The 14,310-nt window shown below is 33.0% G+C and carries 21 protein-coding genes; 9 read left to right on the top strand and 12 right to left on the bottom strand.

The window, feature by feature from the left end:
• Positions 1-47: 47 nt before the first annotated feature.
• The 3 genes from prfH to LO744_RS01970 are packed head-to-tail and all read left to right on the top strand — an operon-like array spanning position 48 to position 1,594.
• Positions 48-746 carry a peptide chain release factor H gene (gene prfH, locus LO744_RS01960; RefSeq protein WP_230666858.1) on the top strand — a complete coding sequence of 233 codons (699 nt, stop codon included), beginning with the start codon at positions 48-50 and terminating at the stop codon, positions 744-746.
• Positions 733-1,245, top strand: a complete 513-nt coding sequence (locus LO744_RS01965; RefSeq protein ID WP_230666860.1) for a tetratricopeptide repeat protein — start codon at positions 733-735, stop codon at positions 1,243-1,245. Before prfH ends, LO744_RS01965 begins: the two co-directional genes overlap by 14 nt.
• A gap of 25 nt (positions 1,246-1,270) precedes the next feature.
• Positions 1,271-1,594, top strand: coding sequence for a hypothetical protein (locus LO744_RS01970; protein WP_230666862.1), 324 nt, complete (start codon positions 1,271-1,273; stop codon positions 1,592-1,594).
• Here the strand turns inward: LO744_RS01970 and LO744_RS01975 are convergent.
• Entirely contained in the window at positions 1,581-2,486 is a 906-nt protein-coding gene (locus LO744_RS01975) for an IS1595 family transposase (RefSeq protein ID WP_230666864.1), read from the bottom strand. The two genes, LO744_RS01970 and LO744_RS01975, sit on opposite strands and share 14 nt — an antisense overlap.
• A 184-nt stretch (positions 2,487-2,670) precedes the next feature.
• Between LO744_RS01975 and LO744_RS01980 the strand changes: the two genes are divergently transcribed.
• From LO744_RS01980 to LO744_RS01990, 3 genes are all read left to right on the top strand, one after another.
• On the top strand, positions 2,671-2,853 hold the full coding sequence (locus LO744_RS01980; RefSeq protein ID WP_230666866.1) for a hypothetical protein: 183 nt from the start codon (positions 2,671-2,673) through the stop codon (positions 2,851-2,853).
• Between the two features lie 79 nt (positions 2,854-2,932).
• The gene (locus LO744_RS01985; RefSeq protein ID WP_230666868.1) at positions 2,933-3,565 is read left to right on the top strand and encodes a hypothetical protein; all 633 of its coding nucleotides are present in this window, start codon (positions 2,933-2,935) and stop codon (positions 3,563-3,565) included.
• A 1-nt stretch (position 3,566) separates the two neighbouring features.
• Positions 3,567-4,559, top strand: coding sequence for an enolase C-terminal domain-like protein (locus LO744_RS01990; RefSeq protein ID WP_230666870.1), 993 nt, complete (start codon positions 3,567-3,569; stop codon positions 4,557-4,559).
• A 78-nt stretch (positions 4,560-4,637) separates the two neighbouring features.
• On the opposite strand, the gene LO744_RS01995 is transcribed toward LO744_RS01990, so the two are convergent.
• Together LO744_RS01995 and LO744_RS02000 are read right to left on the bottom strand one after the other, a co-directional pair.
• Entirely contained in the window at positions 4,638-4,925 is a 288-nt protein-coding gene (locus LO744_RS01995; protein WP_230666872.1) for a cytochrome C, read from the bottom strand.
• Between the two features lie 28 nt (positions 4,926-4,953).
• Complete coding sequence (locus LO744_RS02000) at positions 4,954-5,247, bottom strand: c-type cytochrome (RefSeq protein WP_230666874.1); 294 nt, start codon at positions 5,245-5,247, stop codon at positions 4,954-4,956.
• A gap of 296 nt (positions 5,248-5,543) precedes the next feature.
• Between LO744_RS02000 and meaB the strand changes: the two genes are divergently transcribed.
• On the top strand, positions 5,544-6,539 hold the full coding sequence (gene meaB / locus LO744_RS02005) for a methylmalonyl Co-A mutase-associated GTPase MeaB (RefSeq protein WP_230666876.1): 996 nt from the start codon (positions 5,544-5,546) through the stop codon (positions 6,537-6,539).
• A gap of 92 nt (positions 6,540-6,631) precedes the next feature.
• Here the strand turns inward: meaB and LO744_RS02010 are convergent, their stop codons facing one another.
• Positions 6,632-7,177, bottom strand: a complete 546-nt coding sequence (locus LO744_RS02010) for a DUF4251 domain-containing protein (protein WP_230666879.1) — start codon at positions 7,175-7,177, stop codon at positions 6,632-6,634.
• A 105-nt stretch (positions 7,178-7,282) separates the two neighbouring features.
• Between LO744_RS02010 and LO744_RS02015 the strand changes: the two genes are divergently transcribed.
• Both LO744_RS02015 and LO744_RS02020 read left to right on the top strand, forming a co-directional pair.
• Positions 7,283-8,086, top strand: coding sequence for a M48 family metallopeptidase (locus LO744_RS02015; RefSeq protein ID WP_230666880.1), 804 nt, complete (start codon positions 7,283-7,285; stop codon positions 8,084-8,086).
• Positions 8,087-8,200: 114 nt separating this feature from the next.
• Positions 8,201-8,512, top strand: a complete 312-nt coding sequence (locus tag LO744_RS02020; protein ID WP_230666882.1) for a hypothetical protein — start codon at positions 8,201-8,203, stop codon at positions 8,510-8,512.
• 37 nt (positions 8,513-8,549) lie between these two features.
• On the opposite strand, the gene LO744_RS02025 is transcribed toward LO744_RS02020, so the two are convergent.
• The 8 genes from LO744_RS02025 to LO744_RS02060 form a co-directional block, all read right to left on the bottom strand.
• Positions 8,550-9,188 (bottom strand): outer membrane beta-barrel protein, encoded by a 639-nt coding sequence (locus tag LO744_RS02025; protein ID WP_230666884.1) that lies wholly within the window; start codon positions 9,186-9,188, stop codon positions 8,550-8,552.
• Positions 9,172-9,987: an ABC transporter ATP-binding protein gene (locus LO744_RS02030; protein ID WP_229982849.1), complete on the bottom strand. Its 816-nt coding sequence runs from the start codon at positions 9,985-9,987 to the stop codon at positions 9,172-9,174. Before LO744_RS02030 ends, LO744_RS02025 begins: the two co-directional genes overlap by 17 nt.
• Positions 9,987-10,739: an MlaE family ABC transporter permease gene (locus tag LO744_RS02035; RefSeq protein ID WP_066675213.1), complete on the bottom strand. Its 753-nt coding sequence runs from the start codon at positions 10,737-10,739 to the stop codon at positions 9,987-9,989. Before LO744_RS02035 ends, LO744_RS02030 begins: the two co-directional genes overlap by 1 nt.
• A gap of 103 nt (positions 10,740-10,842) precedes the next feature.
• On the bottom strand, positions 10,843-12,213 hold the full coding sequence (locus LO744_RS02040) for an exopolysaccharide biosynthesis polyprenyl glycosylphosphotransferase (RefSeq protein WP_230666890.1): 1,371 nt from the start codon (positions 12,211-12,213) through the stop codon (positions 10,843-10,845).
• Between the two features lie 34 nt (positions 12,214-12,247).
• The gene (locus tag LO744_RS02045) at positions 12,248-12,877 is read right to left on the bottom strand and encodes a 7-carboxy-7-deazaguanine synthase QueE (RefSeq protein ID WP_230666891.1); all 630 of its coding nucleotides are present in this window, start codon (positions 12,875-12,877) and stop codon (positions 12,248-12,250) included.
• Positions 12,878-12,883: 6 nt separating this feature from the next.
• Positions 12,884-13,768, bottom strand: a complete 885-nt coding sequence (locus tag LO744_RS02050) for a bifunctional 5,10-methylenetetrahydrofolate dehydrogenase/5,10-methenyltetrahydrofolate cyclohydrolase (protein WP_230666892.1) — start codon at positions 13,766-13,768, stop codon at positions 12,884-12,886.
• A complete protein-coding gene (locus LO744_RS02055; protein ID WP_230666893.1) occupies positions 13,752-14,090 on the bottom strand; it encodes a type II toxin-antitoxin system RelE/ParE family toxin in 339 nt (112 codons plus the stop codon). Before LO744_RS02055 ends, LO744_RS02050 begins: the two co-directional genes overlap by 17 nt.
• Positions 14,080-14,298 carry a hypothetical protein gene (locus tag LO744_RS02060; RefSeq protein ID WP_230666894.1) on the bottom strand — a complete coding sequence of 73 codons (219 nt, stop codon included), beginning with the start codon at positions 14,296-14,298 and terminating at the stop codon, positions 14,080-14,082. The genes LO744_RS02055 and LO744_RS02060 overlap by 11 nt, the downstream gene beginning before the upstream one ends.
• Positions 14,299-14,310: the final 12 nt, after the last annotated feature.

The following is a 14,310-nucleotide window of genomic DNA, read 5'->3' on the forward strand; positions in this document are numbered from 1 at the left end:
TTAACACCATCAACTGACAACCATCAACCGTCAACAAATTAAAAACAATGGACAAAATAATACAAATAACCTCAGGAAGAGGACCTTTAGAGTGTCAATGGGTCGTTGCTAAAGTTCTGAAGGTTTTCCTTGAGGATGCAAAAAATAATAAAATAGACTACGAAATTATTCATCGAGAAAATGGCGATGAAAACCTTACTTTAAAATCTGTAACCTTACTTTTAAAATCAAAAAATGTAAACGAATTTTTAAAAAATTGGTTAGGAAGTATCTTGTGGACAGGAAAAAGTACATTCAGAAAACTGCATAAAAGAAGTAATTGGTTTATCGGAGTTTTTGAACTGGAAGGTTTGGAGAAAATTCAGTTTAATGAAAAAGATATTCAGTTTCAAACCACAAGAAGCCAAGGAAGTGGTGGACAAAACGTGAATAAAGTAAACACCGCCGTTCGTGCTACCTATTTGAAAACCGGACAAAGTGTTTTCGTGCAAGATTCGCGTTCGCAACTGGAGAATAAAAAACTTTCGATTGAGAGGCTGAAAGAAAAAGTTTTGGAGCAGAATATTATTCAGCTTCAAAAGCAAATGCAGGAAACGTGGAACAATCATTTGAATGTGCAAAGAGGAAATCCGGTAAGAGCCTTTTCCGGAACAGATTTTAAAAAGAACTATCAGGAAAAGTCTTTCAAAAAAGAAAGAAATCAACTGAAAAACGAATTAAAAACCTACAGAAATGACCTTAACTAAAAGTAAATATTATTTCGAAGCTTTAGATAATTATCCTTACAACTTACCAGATTGTCTGGAAGCGTTAAATTATGCCCTGTCATATGATTCTGAGGATGCAGACAGCTTGTGTTTGATGGGAAGAATCTATTCTGAACAATTAAAAAATTATGAAATAGCTAAACAATATTTTGAAGAAGCGATGCTATGTGATATTACCAATTTAAATGTTCCGCAGTATTATATTAAGTGTCTTTTGGATAATGAAGATTTGCAGGAAGCCGAAAAGTTGATTAACTATTCTTTGAAAATAAAAGGAATTGATAAAGCAACCTTATGGTTTTACAGAGCGCTTCTTTCAGAGAAAAGAGGAAGTTTTCCAAATGCTCTGAAGTTCTTAACTGAGGCAGAAAAGTATTGTTTTACATCTCACAGTTTTGAGGCCGTAAAAGAGCGTAAGAAATTCATTAAGTCTAAAACGCCAAAGAAAAAATCTAAAAATAAGAAGGAGACGAAATAAGTCTCCTTTTTTGTAAATTTAATTTATGAAACACTATTTATTTTTGATTCTATTGCTATTGATTTCCTGCAAAAAGAACGAAGCGAGAAAAGAAATAATCCAAAAAGATGAAACTTTGGACTTGAAGTATGAAGTTTTGAATCAGCTTATTACTGACCAAATTAGAGAAGACAGCATTAATGGTATTTTAAATTACAACATTTATAATATTGCAGTTAAGAGAATTTTTTTTGAAGAATTAAATGAGAACGAAGAACCACCGCCTCCTGTTTTTGCGTTAAATTTCTCATATGATTCCATTTTTGTAATAAAAGATTATGTATATCCGTTTTTCATCATACTGCCGTAATGTTAGCAATAATGAGCCTTTCGAAGAGTTGGTCTCCAAAATATCTTCGGTTTAGTTTGTAGATAAATTCATTTAAGTATAGTTGTAAGTACTTTCTTTTGATTTTATGATAATTTCCCAATAAATTTCGCTTCGCATTGCTGATGGTAATATGAACCCATTTTAAAATCTCTTCCGTAGTTTCTTTGTCCGATTTTTCTGTAATATGAAGCTCAACAAAATCAGAAATATCTACGTAAGATGTGCTTTTATCAGTGAAAACAATACTTTCATTATCGATACATTCTTTAATGGTTTCATTAATTTCTAAGGAAAGATGCGTTTCTAAAACTTTAGCCTTAAAATACCTACAAGAACTAGATTTTTCTCCAGTTTCAAGATTCTCCAAAGGGGTAGATTCAGCCATCACAGCAACGTTTTGTTTGCCTGCTGCACCTCTGCCTCGAACTCCTTTTTCTTGTTCAATCTCGCTGGATTCTACCGTGAAATATCCTTCATCAAACTCTATCATCCCTTCCAAAGTATATCTTTCATCGCGGGTTCCCATGGCTTTTCTTAGTTTATGAACCATTGCCCAAACTGGCTCATAACGCTTTAATCCTAATTGTTTCTGGATTTCTTTAGACGAAAAACCTTTCTTGGTAACGCTCATCAGAAACATGGTTTTGTACCAAACTAAAAAAGAAAGATTTGAGTTCTGCATAATCGTACCGCTCTTCAAGGAAATCCTTTTACGACACTTTTTGCATTCGTAGCTCCAGATACTTTTAATCCAGAAATGCTCATTGTGACCGCATTTACAAACAACCCCAATTTTATCTCTCTGCTCTTTAAAATGAATTTTGCAATCTTCCTCAGTACCAAAATGAGCTGTAAAACTAAATATATCCATCTAACTTATTAAACTATAGGTAAATATACGAAATTATGGACAATTACGGATATACATATAAAAGATTCATCTTACTATAAAAATCAAGATAGAAACTTAATAAATTTTAATTTCCAAAAAAATAGAATCAAGAAGAAATTAGATTTTGTAACAACCGACGAAATTTTGAATTTAAGCATAAAATATGAACGAAATTTTTGGAAACAGTTTCGAAAAAAATATGGAAAAAAATGCATTCAAACTTTTTCTGTTCCTTTCTTTAATAAGAATAAAACGGCTTGCATTGTACAAAATTCAATGTCTTGTGGACGATTATATGGAGGAGGAAGTACATCAATCTATAAAAAGAAAGATGGAAAATGGGTAAGAGTTAACACTTATAATCTTTGGGTAAGTTGAAATTAAAAGGAGAGGAAATAAGTCTCCTTTTTTTGTAAATTTAAAATATGAAAAATTTTATTTTCCTTTTATTGTTTCTTATGCTTTCGTGCAAAAAAGATGAGCATGTTGTAAAAATACTTCCAAAAGATGAAACTCTCGATTTGAAGTATGAAGTGCTAAATCAATTAATAAATATGTTTGAGGCTAAAAATTCTGAACATAATTATGTTTATAATATATCATTAAAAACAACGGATTTTGACGCATTATTTTACAATGATAATGGGCTGTATCCGCCTCCTTCCCGGCCAAGTTTTGGAATTGAACCAGTATATGATGGTGCAATTTTCTTAAAAAGTGATTCTATATTTTATCAAAAGCAAGCTGAATTATTTCGTAGTTTTAAATTAGATAAGAAAAGAATAAATCGGAAATTGGAATATACCAATGCTGATGAATTAGAAAAGTTGAAGAATGTAAAAGGTAGTTATTTTTGGAAAGAATTTGGAAAGAAATATAAAAATAAATGCCTCAAAACATTGTGCATTCCTTTTTTTAATAAGGACAAAACGGTATGTATAGTTTTGGATTCTAGTCTTTGTGATTCTTTAGAAGGAGAATACTTTCATATGGCTATTTATAAAAAAGTACAAGGTAAATGGACAGAAATCAGTTCATATAATTATATCATAGGATAAAATGAAGATAGATTTTACATTAAAAAAGCTTCATTTAAAAGAAACATTTTCTATTGCTTATGGAAACTACAATCATCGTGATGCATTGTTGATAGAGCTTTCTCATCACAAATGTAAAGGTTACGGAGAATGTGTTGCGATTGATTATTATCAAATTAATCTTCAGGATTTTATTTTTAAATTAAAAGCAATTAAGCACCAAATTGAAGCTCAGAAAATCATTCATCCTAAAGATTTTTTTAAATATTTATCAGATTTGAATCTTCATTCTTTTTTACTTTCGGCTTTAGACTGTGCGTATTGGGATTTGTTTGGAAAGCTTGAAAATAAGGGCTTTTTAGAATTAAATAATCTTCCTTCTGAAAATTTAGTTGAAAGCTCAATCACGATTTCTATCGGAGATATTAAAGAGCAAATTAATAAAATCGAGAAAAGTGATTGGACTCAATTTAAAGTAAAATGCAAAGGTTTACATAAAAACGATATTGAAAAGTTATTACAATTAAATAAAAATATTGCTTTAGATTCTAATGCAAGTTTTACAGATGAAGATTGTATTTGGCTTCAGGAGAATGTTGATATTCAGAAGTTTTCTTATTTGGAGCAACCTCGCCCGATTGATTGTTATAAAATTTTAAATAAAGAAGGTTTTGCCAATTGGATGGCAGATGAAGATTGTCAGAATATTGATTCGCTTGAAGAACTCATTCCATATTATAAAAGCATCAACATCAAATTAATGAAATGTGGCGGATTGACTCCTGCATTAGAAATGATAAAAAAAGCTAAAGCATTAAACTATAAAATAATGATTGGCTGCATGACAGAATCAACCGTTGGGATTTCAGCGGGATGTCTTTTAACCGGACTCGTTGATTTTACAGATTTAGACGGAGCTAATCTAATATCTAATGATTATGCAACCGGAAATTTTGTCGAGAATGGTAAAATTGTTCTATCCGAAAAACCGGGTTTGGGAATTGATTTAAAGTGAATTGTCAATTAGTTTTTCTGTCAATTTTCACGCTGAGTGAAAACCTTTTTAACCAAAAATAGACTTTCAAAAGAAAGTCTATTTTTTATTTACAGAAATCAAATAATCATAGACCATTTGATGTTGTTCATCATTCAATTTTGCTTTTGGCGCCATTCTGCTTAAGGTTTTAATCCATCCTTGGTCGTCATGTTTTGCAGGGTCAGGTAATTTGTGACATCTGTTGCATGAGTTTTCAAAAACAGTTTTACCTTGCGCCAAATGTTCAGCTGAGGTAAATTTAGGTCCGCTTACTGCTGTACTTTTAGGTCCGCATGAAACCATAAAAGTTAATCCTAAAATCATACTTAAAACTAATTTTTTCATGATGATATTTTTGGTTGGTTGAGTCTTTTTATTTCTTCACAGAAACCAGATAATCATAAACCCACTGATGCTGCTCGTCGGTTAATTTTGCTTTTGGTGCCATGGCATTCATAATTCCTACCCATTGTACTGACGTAAATTGTGTGGGTTCGTATAATTTATGACATCTATTGCAGGCGCTTTCAAAAATTGTTTTCCCCTGAGCAATTTGTTCTGCGGTGCTCGTTGCTGATTTTGGAGCTTCAGTTACAGGTGTTGCTTTGGGAGTACAAGATGCTAATAAGACAAGGATAAGGGTTGCTGCTGCAAATAGACTTTTCATATTGTTTTTTAATTGTTTAAAACAAAAATAGCGAATTTTGTAAGTGATTGGTGTAATGCGATATAATTTAGAAGTATTAAAATTAATTGTGCATATCCGTCTTTAAGCATAACGCTAAAATTAGCAGTCGTTTTGTCATTCCGCAGGAATCTCAACACATTGAAAATTAATCAGTTTAGATTCCTACGGAATGACAAACAAGCTGTTAAAAATTAAGTTATTATTAATTACGGACATCCATAAAATTAATATACTTTTTCTCGGATTTTGCAGCTTATTTTTATATTTTTGAATGAATGAAAATTTCAACAGAAGACTTTATAGAGGGGATTAAATCAGGCAATAAACGTTTGATTGCAAAAGCCATTACTTTAGTTGAAAGTACCAAACCTGAACATCGCAGTCAGGCAGAAGAGCTTTTAAAAAAAATACTTCCATTAACAGGAAATTCAATCAGAGTAGGGATTACAGGAGTTCCCGGAGCCGGAAAATCTACTTTTATAGAAAATTTCGGAAGATTGGTGATTTCAAATGGTAAAAAAGTGGCGGTTTTAGCAATTGACCCAAGTTCTGCGATTAATAAAGGCAGTATTTTGGGCGATAAAACCAGAATGGAAGAATTGTCAAAAGAAGAAAATGCTTTTATTCGTCCTTCGCCAAGTTCCGGTTTTCTGGGCGGAGTTGCCAATACGACTTTTGAAACCATGATGATTTGCGAAGCTGCCGGCTATGATTATATTTTAATAGAAACCGTTGGAGTAGGGCAGTCTGAAGTTTTAGTTTCAGATATTACCGATGTTTTTTTGTTTCTAAAAATTATTGGCGGTGGAGATGAGCTTCAAGGTATTAAGCGTGGAATCATGGAAATGGTCGATATTATTTTCATTAATAAAGTAGAGGAAAGCAATCTGCAAAAAGCTAAAAATACCAGGCTCGAATTGAAGCGGGCATTAGATTTTCTTCCATCAAAAGAAAAAGACTGGAAAGTGCCTGTTTTACTTGGCTCTGCCTTATATAATGAAGGATTGAAAGACGTTTATCAGAAAATAGATGATTTCATTACGTTAAAAAAGAATACCAAACGTTTTGATGAAGTTAGAACACAACAGTTTGAAAAACGCTTTGAATATTGGGTTCAGGAATATATTTTAGCGATGATGAAAAAAGATAATTCTGTAGAGGAAGCTTATATTCAGCATAAAAAAAATGCTTCAGACCAGATTTCTAACCCAAGTACTGAAGCAAAATTATTTGTAGAAAAGTTTTTAAAAGATTCGAGATCTGAGATTTGAGTTGCGAGTTTCAAGATCCGAGTTTTTTCGATTCGGAAAATATTTAATGATATTTTTTGCATTCAGTCTCGTATCACTAAACTCGAACCACATTAAAGCTTCTCCTTTTCTTTTGTTTCTTCGTTTTTAGAAATGTAACCATCATAAGAAATAGGTTGTCTGTCGTTACTTCTTATTGAGGTTGATGCTTTTCCGTTTTTATAAATTTCAATATTGATATCGGAAACGTTTTTTACATCTTTTGGCTTGATTTTGTACACCCAATTTCCTTTTTTGCTTTGAGTTTTAGTCACTTCATAATCTTTTGAGGTAAATCTATAGCTGTTGTCAGAGGTTCCGTATGTTGAGGTAAAAGCTCGTCCAAAGTAAGGAAGTGTAACCTCCATGACTCCTTTTTTAATTTCGATGCCATAACCTTGACCTGAAATCTGAAATGTACGAAGTTGAGCTGCATTTGGCATTGAGTTGACAACATTAATAACATCATAACTCGTAGGGTTTGCTTTTTCAGCATAAAAAGTAAACTCATCTGAACTGACTAAATCGTTTACCATTTGAGGATCTGCATTTTGTGAAGCACAATTTTGAAAAAGAGCTAGAAAAGCAAATAAAGATATTATTTTTATGTAATTTTTCATGACAATAAATTTAGTAAATTTATACATCAAAATGTGTGCAAAAACAAAATTCTAAATATTTTTTGGAATAGAAATTGTTAAGGTTCATTTATAATAAGCATAATTATGAAAATTACTCATCTTTTAGGAATAGGAGCTATAGCTACAGCGGTTATTGCGTGTACAACAAACCCAATGACAGGGAGACAGTCGATACAAATGGGGCAATTAAACCCAGAAATTACTGCATCTGCCGTTCAACAATATCAGCAAACCCTTAAAGAATCTAAAGTTGTTACTGGAGCTCAGGCTCAAATGGTAAAAAATGTAGGAAATAAAATAAAGTCTGCAGCAGAGAGGTATTATGCAAGTATCGGACGAAGTTCTGATTTGGCAGATTACAAATGGGAATTTAATTTATTACAAGATAATCAAATCAACGCTTGGTGTATGCCGGGTGGTAAGGTTGCGGTTTACACTGGAATTCTTCCTGTTACTAAAGACGAAACAGGTTTGGCTGTTGTAATGGGACATGAGGTTTCTCACGCATTGGCGGGTCACGGTAATGAAAGGATTTCTCAGGCGATGATTGCTCAGGGATTGGGAGGAGCTACAGGTCTTATAAAGAGCCAAAAAGTTGCTCAGATTATTCAAACGATTTACACACCCACTTCACAAGTTGTTTTATTGAAGTATGGTAGAAGTCAGGAATCTGAAGCAGATGAAATGGGATTAAACTTAATGGCGATGGCGGGATATGATCCACGTCAGGCAATTCCGTTTTGGCAGAGAATGGAAGCTTCATCTTCAGGAGCGAGACAGCCAGAGTTTTTATCTACTCACCCAAGTCCAGCAACAAGGGTTGCAGATATTCAAAAAGATTTGCCTAAAGCTTTAGAATATTATAAAACTGCTGGAGGAAAAATTTAATGTAAATAAAATTTCAATGCCTAAATAATTTTGTAGGTGACTGAAATTTTTTTAAATATTATCAATTTTCTTTTTAAGTTTATAAACGAATGTTCACCTTCAAAAAACACTATTATGAAAAGTATCTCAGTAATAGGATTGATACTTCTTGCAGTATCTGCCTTGCTTTTTTACCTAACTACAGATTTTACGGTTGAGAAAATTACTCTCTCGCATGTAATGGGAGTTATGGCAGGAATTGGAATAGGTTTAATATTTGGTGGAATGATAGGGTATGTGAGTAAGGGAAGGGCGATAAAAGCTGAAGCCAAAAGAAGGGAGTTTAAACAACTTCAAAAAGAAAAAGAAGAATTGGAGAAGAAGGCTCTCGAAATAGAAAAACGTAAAGCCGAGCTTGAAAGAGAAAATAAAAATCCTCAAATTTAATTTGAGGATTTTTTTATGTTTTTAAATTTGATTCAATTTAGAATTTGTATCCCAAACCAAGTAAGAACATGCTTGACCTGTTGTCGTAGTCAATTTCCTGGCTTGAGCCTGCTACATTGTTGATGAATTTTCTTTGGTCTTTAGAAAACGCACCTTCATATCTTGCTGTAAGGATTACTTTTTTTATTTCGCTCTGAAAACCTAACTGATATCCTACCGTAAATTCTTTAGCATTTACTTTCTGGATAAAATTATCAAAGTTATCATCTTTAGCTAAGTTGAAGCTTCCTACCGGTCCAGCATAAGCACTTAGTAAATTACCCAAAAGATTTACTCCTACTAAAACAGGAATATCAACTCTTGAGTTTTTTGCTTTAAGGGTTGTTTGAGCTGCATTAGCATCATTTTGTACCGTAAATTCATTGCTGAAATTAGTATAATAAATTTCTGGCATTAGATATAATGCTGTAGGCAAATCAATTTTCAAAGATAGTCCTACGTTGAAACCTGTTATGTTTTTACCTTTTTGCTCAACTGCGTTGGTTGCTGCAGATTTTAAATTCTTCCATGAAGCTGAGCTTGTAGGAATTACTGCATTGGCTTTTGCCGCTAAAGAAATTTGTGCTGATGCAAAAACTGAAAAGCCTATTAATGCTGCACTAATTAATTTTTTCATTATCGTCTATTTTTGTAATGGTATTTTCAATCGTCTTATTATTCTCCAATAGATACTCTCTCAATTCCTTAAATAATTCTGATGAATAAACGAAATCGATTAGATTTTTATTGCCTGCAGTAATCAGAATGTCTTTATTACCTTCCCATTCTTTTATGCCCAATCTCAGATATACAATTTTCTCGCCAATTGTCATTACCGAGTTCATATCATGGGTATTGATGATGGTTGTAGTGTTGTATTCTTTGGTTATTTCAAGCAATAAATCATCAATTACATTAGATGTATAAGGGTCTAGCCCTGAGTTGGGCTCGTCACAGAACAGATATTTTGGGTGATTTACAATCGCTCTTGCAATCGCCACACGTTTCTGCATCCCTCCGGAAATTTCTGACGGAAACTTTCGGTTAGCTTTATCTAAATGTACTCTTCCAATAACTTCAAAAACTCTTCTTTTCTTTTCTCGAAATGTTAAATTGGTAAACATATCAAGAGGAAACATGATGTTTTCTTCAACCGTTAATGAATCAAACAAAGCACTTCCTTGAAATAGAGTTCCGATTTCAGAGCGTAGATGCTGTTTTTCTTCACGGTTCATCACATTAATATCTCTTCCGTCAAATAAAATTTCTCCAGATGAAGGTTGATAAACATTTAGTAAACTTTTAAGAAAAACGGTTTTTCCGGATCCACTTTGTCCTATTATAAGGTTTGTTTTTCCTTTTTCGAAGTTGGTTGAAATTCCTTTAAGCACTTCAACATCACCAAAACTCTTTTTAAGATTTTTTACCTCAATCATCAGCTTAATATTAATTGTGTTAAAATTAATTCGGAAATAATGATAAATACCATCGTCCAAACTACGGCTTGTGTACTTGCTCTACCTACTTCTAGTGAGCCACCTTTCACAAAATATCCAAAATAAGAAGGAACGGTAGCAATTACAAATGCAAAAACAATTGTTTTGGCAAATGCATAGAAGATAAATAAATTAGGCATATACATTTGAATACCTGTAATATAATCTGCTGTCGTCCAGTTGCCTGTAAGGATTCCTGCAATATAACCGCCGCCAATACCAAAAACGATACTGATTGCAATTAATAAAGGGTTGAAAATAAGACAGGCAATAATTTTAGGTAAAATTAAAAAATTGGGAGAGTTTACTCCCATAATATCCAAAGCATCAATCTGCTCGGAAACACGCATTGTACCGATAGTAGATGCGATATATGAACCTACTTTCCCGGCTAAAATTAAACTGATAATAGTAGGAGCAAATTCTAGTACCAAAACTGCTTTGGTTGCATATCCTACAAATGCTGGAGGAATTGGGAACGACGATGCATCAAAATTGTTAAACATCTGAATGGCAACTACGGCTCCCACGAAGATAGACGTGAAAATAACCAACCCAAACGAGTTGACTCCCAAGTCATTGATTTCTCGCATAAAAAGCTTCCAAAAAACTCTCATTTTCTGAGGTTTCTGAAGAGATTTACCTATAAGAATCATGTATTCTCCTACGGCTGTAAAAAACTTTTTTAACATTCTGCTAAATTAGGCTATTTTTATTTAATTTGTTTAAAGCTGAGATTAAGGCTAAACCTTTGTTTAATCGCAAAAATCTAAATTATTGTTACTAAACCTCGTCTTATTTTGCTTTTTTATCTCCCGTTATCACCAGTAAAATGGTCTTTAAAATAATCACGATATCTAAAGTGAAGCTCCAGTTTCGGATGTAGAATGCGTCGGCAAGAATTCTCTTGTTCATTTCTATTTCTACATCTCCTGCGTCGCCTCGTAAACCGTTTACCTGAGCTAAACCTGTAATTCCTGGATTGGAAAGACTTCTTAAGCTGTATCTTCTAATTTTAGGCTTGTAATAATTATCTACAGCCAACATGTGTGGTCTAGGTCCTACAATAGACATTTCACCTCTCAAAACATTAATAAACTGTGGCATCTCATCAAGGCTTGTTTTTCTTAAAAACTTTCCTATTTTGGTAATTCTAGAGTCGTTTTCACTTGTTGTTTTAGATGCAGAATCGGCATTAACGACCATTGTTCTAAATTTAAGACAATTAAAAACTTCTTCATGGAAACCATATCTTTTCTGAACGAAAAAAACGGGGCCTTTAGAGCTTTTTTTAATTAAAATTGCAATAATGGGAAATAACCACGAACAAATGAATAGCAAAACAGAGACCGAAAAAATAATATCAAAAATTCTCTTAATTAAAAAATTAGAATAATAATCTAAAGGATATTTTGCCTGAGTTAAAATCGGTTGGGTTTGAATATATCCCAAATCATAAAAGAAAAAGTTGTTTTTCGAAATATTAGGAATCAGTGAGATGTGTACTTTGTTGGCTTCTGCTAGTTTGAACATCTTATTTTCCATTTCATTAGTAAACGAATTTTCTGTCGGAAGAAATAAGGTATGGATTCCATTTTTTTTCCAAAATTCTACAAGATTTTCAGTATTTACTTCAACTGAGTTGTAATGAAATATTTTGTAACCAAAATCTTTTCTGTCTTCAATTATTCTTTTTAAAACCTCAGTTGATTTATTTTCATTTAGAAACATCACATTCCTATGGTTGACTCCCATGGTTCTGATGTATCTTATCAAAAAATAGACAGTAGATTTTAATAAAAATATAAAAACAAAAAGATAAAGCGAGAGCCAAGTTAGTTCTGAACCAAAAAACTGATTGTTACTCACTTTTCTAATCAAAACCAAACCTATGATAAATAAGAGAAAGTGAATGATAATACGCTCTACAAATAGAATATAGGTAAGATTTCTTGATATATTATAGATTTTCGTCCTTCCGCTTAATAAAACCCAAAATAAAATGACAAGAAGTAAGGGGAAAGAACTTTCATACCATAGCTCCTGATTATGTACCAAACCCTTAGAAGTGCTTACGAAGTAAAATACAAAAACACTTGCAAGAACCAAAAGGTCGAGCAATATGATAATTGATTTTAGATAACGGGAATATCTTATTCTTTGCATCTTCTAATGAAAGGCAGAGGCTAATATAAACAATTTACGGAATATTCAGGTATTTATGTGTCTGAACCGATGCTTGCCAACGTGGGTTTGCAAGGATAAAATCGGTCATCTTTGGATACATCTCGTCTCGTTTGCTCCATTCGCTCTGAAGGTATAATCTGCAGTTTTCTGAAACTTTGGTAGCCTGTTCTTCAGCAAATTTAAAATCATTATTATTAAAAATAATCATTTTCAGCTCATGCGCTTTTTGATAGATTTCTTCTTTTGGAAGTCCTGTTTTCTTGGGTGAAAGAGTAATCCAATCAATTTGTCCGCTCAGAGGATAAGCCCCCGAGGTTTCAATATGAATGGTGCAACCTAATTCTTTTAATTTAGAAGTCAAAATATCTAAATTCCACATTAAAGGTTCGCCACCAGTCAAAACAATCGTTTTACAATGTTTTGCGGCGGTTTCTGCAATTTCTTCAGCATTTATCAGGGGATGTAGCGTAGGATCCCAGCTTTCTTTCACATCACACCAGTGGCAACCAACGTCGCATCCACCTAGTCTGATGAAATAGGCCGCTTTTCCTGTGTGGGCGCCTTCTCCCTGAATAGTGTAAAAATGCTCCATCACCGGGAGCATTTTACCTTCTTTTAATAATATATCTTCTTCTTTATTCATTTCAAATTAGTCGTTATAGACCGATGTTTTGTAAGCGATGATGGTATTTTTCATCAACATTGCTCTTGTCATAGGACCTACTCCTCCAGGTACGGGAGTTATCCAGCTTGCTTTTTCTGCACAGCTATCAAAATCTACGTCACCTGCCAAGTAATATCCTTTTGGAGAGTCATTGTCAACTCTTGTAATACCTACATCTACAATCACGGCTCCGTCTTTTATCATTTCGCCTTTCAAAAAGTGAGGGTCGCCTAAAGCGGTAATTACGATGTCTGCTTTTTTAGTATATTCTTCGATATCTTTGGTGTAAGAGTGAGTCAAAGTAACGGTAGAGTTTCCAGGAAAGTCTTTTCTACCCATCAAAATACTCATTGGTCTTCCTACAATTTTACTTCTTCCGATAATTACACAGTCTTTACCTTTCGTTTCGATATTATATCTTTCTAGTAAGGTTAAAATTCCAAACGGAGTCGCAGGTAAGAAAGTGTCCATTTCCAACGCCATTTTTCCAAAATTTGTAGGGTGGAAACCGTCAACATCTTTTCTTGGGTCAATAGCATTGATAATTTTTTCCTGATCGATTTGATCTGGCAAAGGCAACTGTACGATAAATCCGTCAACTGCTTTAGACTTATTAAGCTCGTCGATTTTTTCCAACAATTCTGATTCAGAAACTGTGCTTGGAAATTTAATTAAACTAGATTGAAAGCCTACTTCCTCACAATCTTTTACTTTAGCATTTACATAGGCCTTACTTGCACCGTTGTTTCCAACAAGAATCGCTACCAAATGAGGTGCTCTTCTTTTGCTTGCAAGAATTTTATCAACTTCAACCTTGATTTCTGCTTTTATTTCCTTGGATACTTTTAATCCGTCAAGAATTTCTGCCATTTTTACTTTTATTACTTTTTATTATTAGATTTTTAAGGATATTTTCCGGATTCTGATGAGTGCAGAAAACGGAAAGGATATTTACAATTTGTTCTTTCTCATCAATGTCAAAAAGGACTAAATAAGGAAGTTTCTTTAAAGGGGCTGCCCTTGTATTTCGATATTTTACGGCAAAGAAAGGATTTGTTTGTAGAGATTTATAAGCATCAACTAATTTTTTCCTAAAGCTTTTTGCTGCAGATTGAGATTGTATTTTGTAATATTTAATAGCATCATCAATATTATTGCTTGCAATAGGTGAAACTAAGATTTTAAATGCCATACTTTTCTGAAACCTTTTTTAATGATTCAAATGCATCTACAAATTGTGACCTGTCTTGTTCTAAAGCCTCATCGATTGTTTTTCTCATTTCATCCGTCACTTTAAAATAATCTTCATCTTTCTCAAAACTGATTTTCATTTTCTGTAGAAGATTTTGAATTAACGTTTCTTCTTCTTTATCTTTAAAATGTATTGTAATGCTACTCATTTTCTTTATTTT

This window comes from Chryseobacterium turcicum, assembly GCF_021010565.1.
Taxonomy (GTDB): domain Bacteria; phylum Bacteroidota; class Bacteroidia; order Flavobacteriales; family Weeksellaceae; genus Chryseobacterium; species Chryseobacterium turcicum.

Coding starts and splice junctions, on each gene's coding strand:
- prfH (WP_230666858.1), top strand. CDS start 48: ATGGACAAAATAATACAAATAACCTCAGGAAGAGGACCTTTAGAGTGT.
- LO744_RS01965 (WP_230666860.1), top strand. CDS start 733: ATGACCTTAACTAAAAGTAAATATTATTTCGAAGCTTTAGATAATTAT.
- LO744_RS01970 (WP_230666862.1), top strand. CDS start 1,271: ATGAAACACTATTTATTTTTGATTCTATTGCTATTGATTTCCTGCAAA.
- LO744_RS01975 (WP_230666864.1), bottom strand. CDS start 2,486: ATGGATATATTTAGTTTTACAGCTCATTTTGGTACTGAGGAAGATTGC.
- LO744_RS01980 (WP_230666866.1), top strand. CDS start 2,671: ATGAACGAAATTTTTGGAAACAGTTTCGAAAAAAATATGGAAAAAAAT.
- LO744_RS01985 (WP_230666868.1), top strand. CDS start 2,933: ATGAAAAATTTTATTTTCCTTTTATTGTTTCTTATGCTTTCGTGCAAA.
- LO744_RS01990 (WP_230666870.1), top strand. CDS start 3,567: ATGAAGATAGATTTTACATTAAAAAAGCTTCATTTAAAAGAAACATTT.
- LO744_RS01995 (WP_230666872.1), bottom strand. CDS start 4,925: ATGAAAAAATTAGTTTTAAGTATGATTTTAGGATTAACTTTTATGGTT.
- LO744_RS02000 (WP_230666874.1), bottom strand. CDS start 5,247: ATGAAAAGTCTATTTGCAGCAGCAACCCTTATCCTTGTCTTATTAGCA.
- meaB (WP_230666876.1), top strand. CDS start 5,544: ATGAAAATTTCAACAGAAGACTTTATAGAGGGGATTAAATCAGGCAAT.
- LO744_RS02010 (WP_230666879.1), bottom strand. CDS start 7,177: ATGAAAAATTACATAAAAATAATATCTTTATTTGCTTTTCTAGCTCTT.
- LO744_RS02015 (WP_230666880.1), top strand. CDS start 7,283: ATGAAAATTACTCATCTTTTAGGAATAGGAGCTATAGCTACAGCGGTT.
- LO744_RS02020 (WP_230666882.1), top strand. CDS start 8,201: ATGAAAAGTATCTCAGTAATAGGATTGATACTTCTTGCAGTATCTGCC.
- LO744_RS02025 (WP_230666884.1), bottom strand. CDS start 9,188: ATGAAAAAATTAATTAGTGCAGCATTAATAGGCTTTTCAGTTTTTGCA.
- LO744_RS02030 (WP_229982849.1), bottom strand. CDS start 9,987: ATGATTGAGGTAAAAAATCTTAAAAAGAGTTTTGGTGATGTTGAAGTG.
- LO744_RS02035 (WP_066675213.1), bottom strand. CDS start 10,739: ATGTTAAAAAAGTTTTTTACAGCCGTAGGAGAATACATGATTCTTATA.
- LO744_RS02040 (WP_230666890.1), bottom strand. CDS start 12,213: ATGCAAAGAATAAGATATTCCCGTTATCTAAAATCAATTATCATATTG.
- LO744_RS02045 (WP_230666891.1), bottom strand. CDS start 12,877: ATGAATAAAGAAGAAGATATATTATTAAAAGAAGGTAAAATGCTCCCG.
- LO744_RS02050 (WP_230666892.1), bottom strand. CDS start 13,768: ATGGCAGAAATTCTTGACGGATTAAAAGTATCCAAGGAAATAAAAGCA.
- LO744_RS02055 (WP_230666893.1), bottom strand. CDS start 14,090: ATGGCATTTAAAATCTTAGTTTCACCTATTGCAAGCAATAATATTGAT.
- LO744_RS02060 (WP_230666894.1), bottom strand. CDS start 14,298: ATGAGTAGCATTACAATACATTTTAAAGATAAAGAAGAAGAAACGTTA.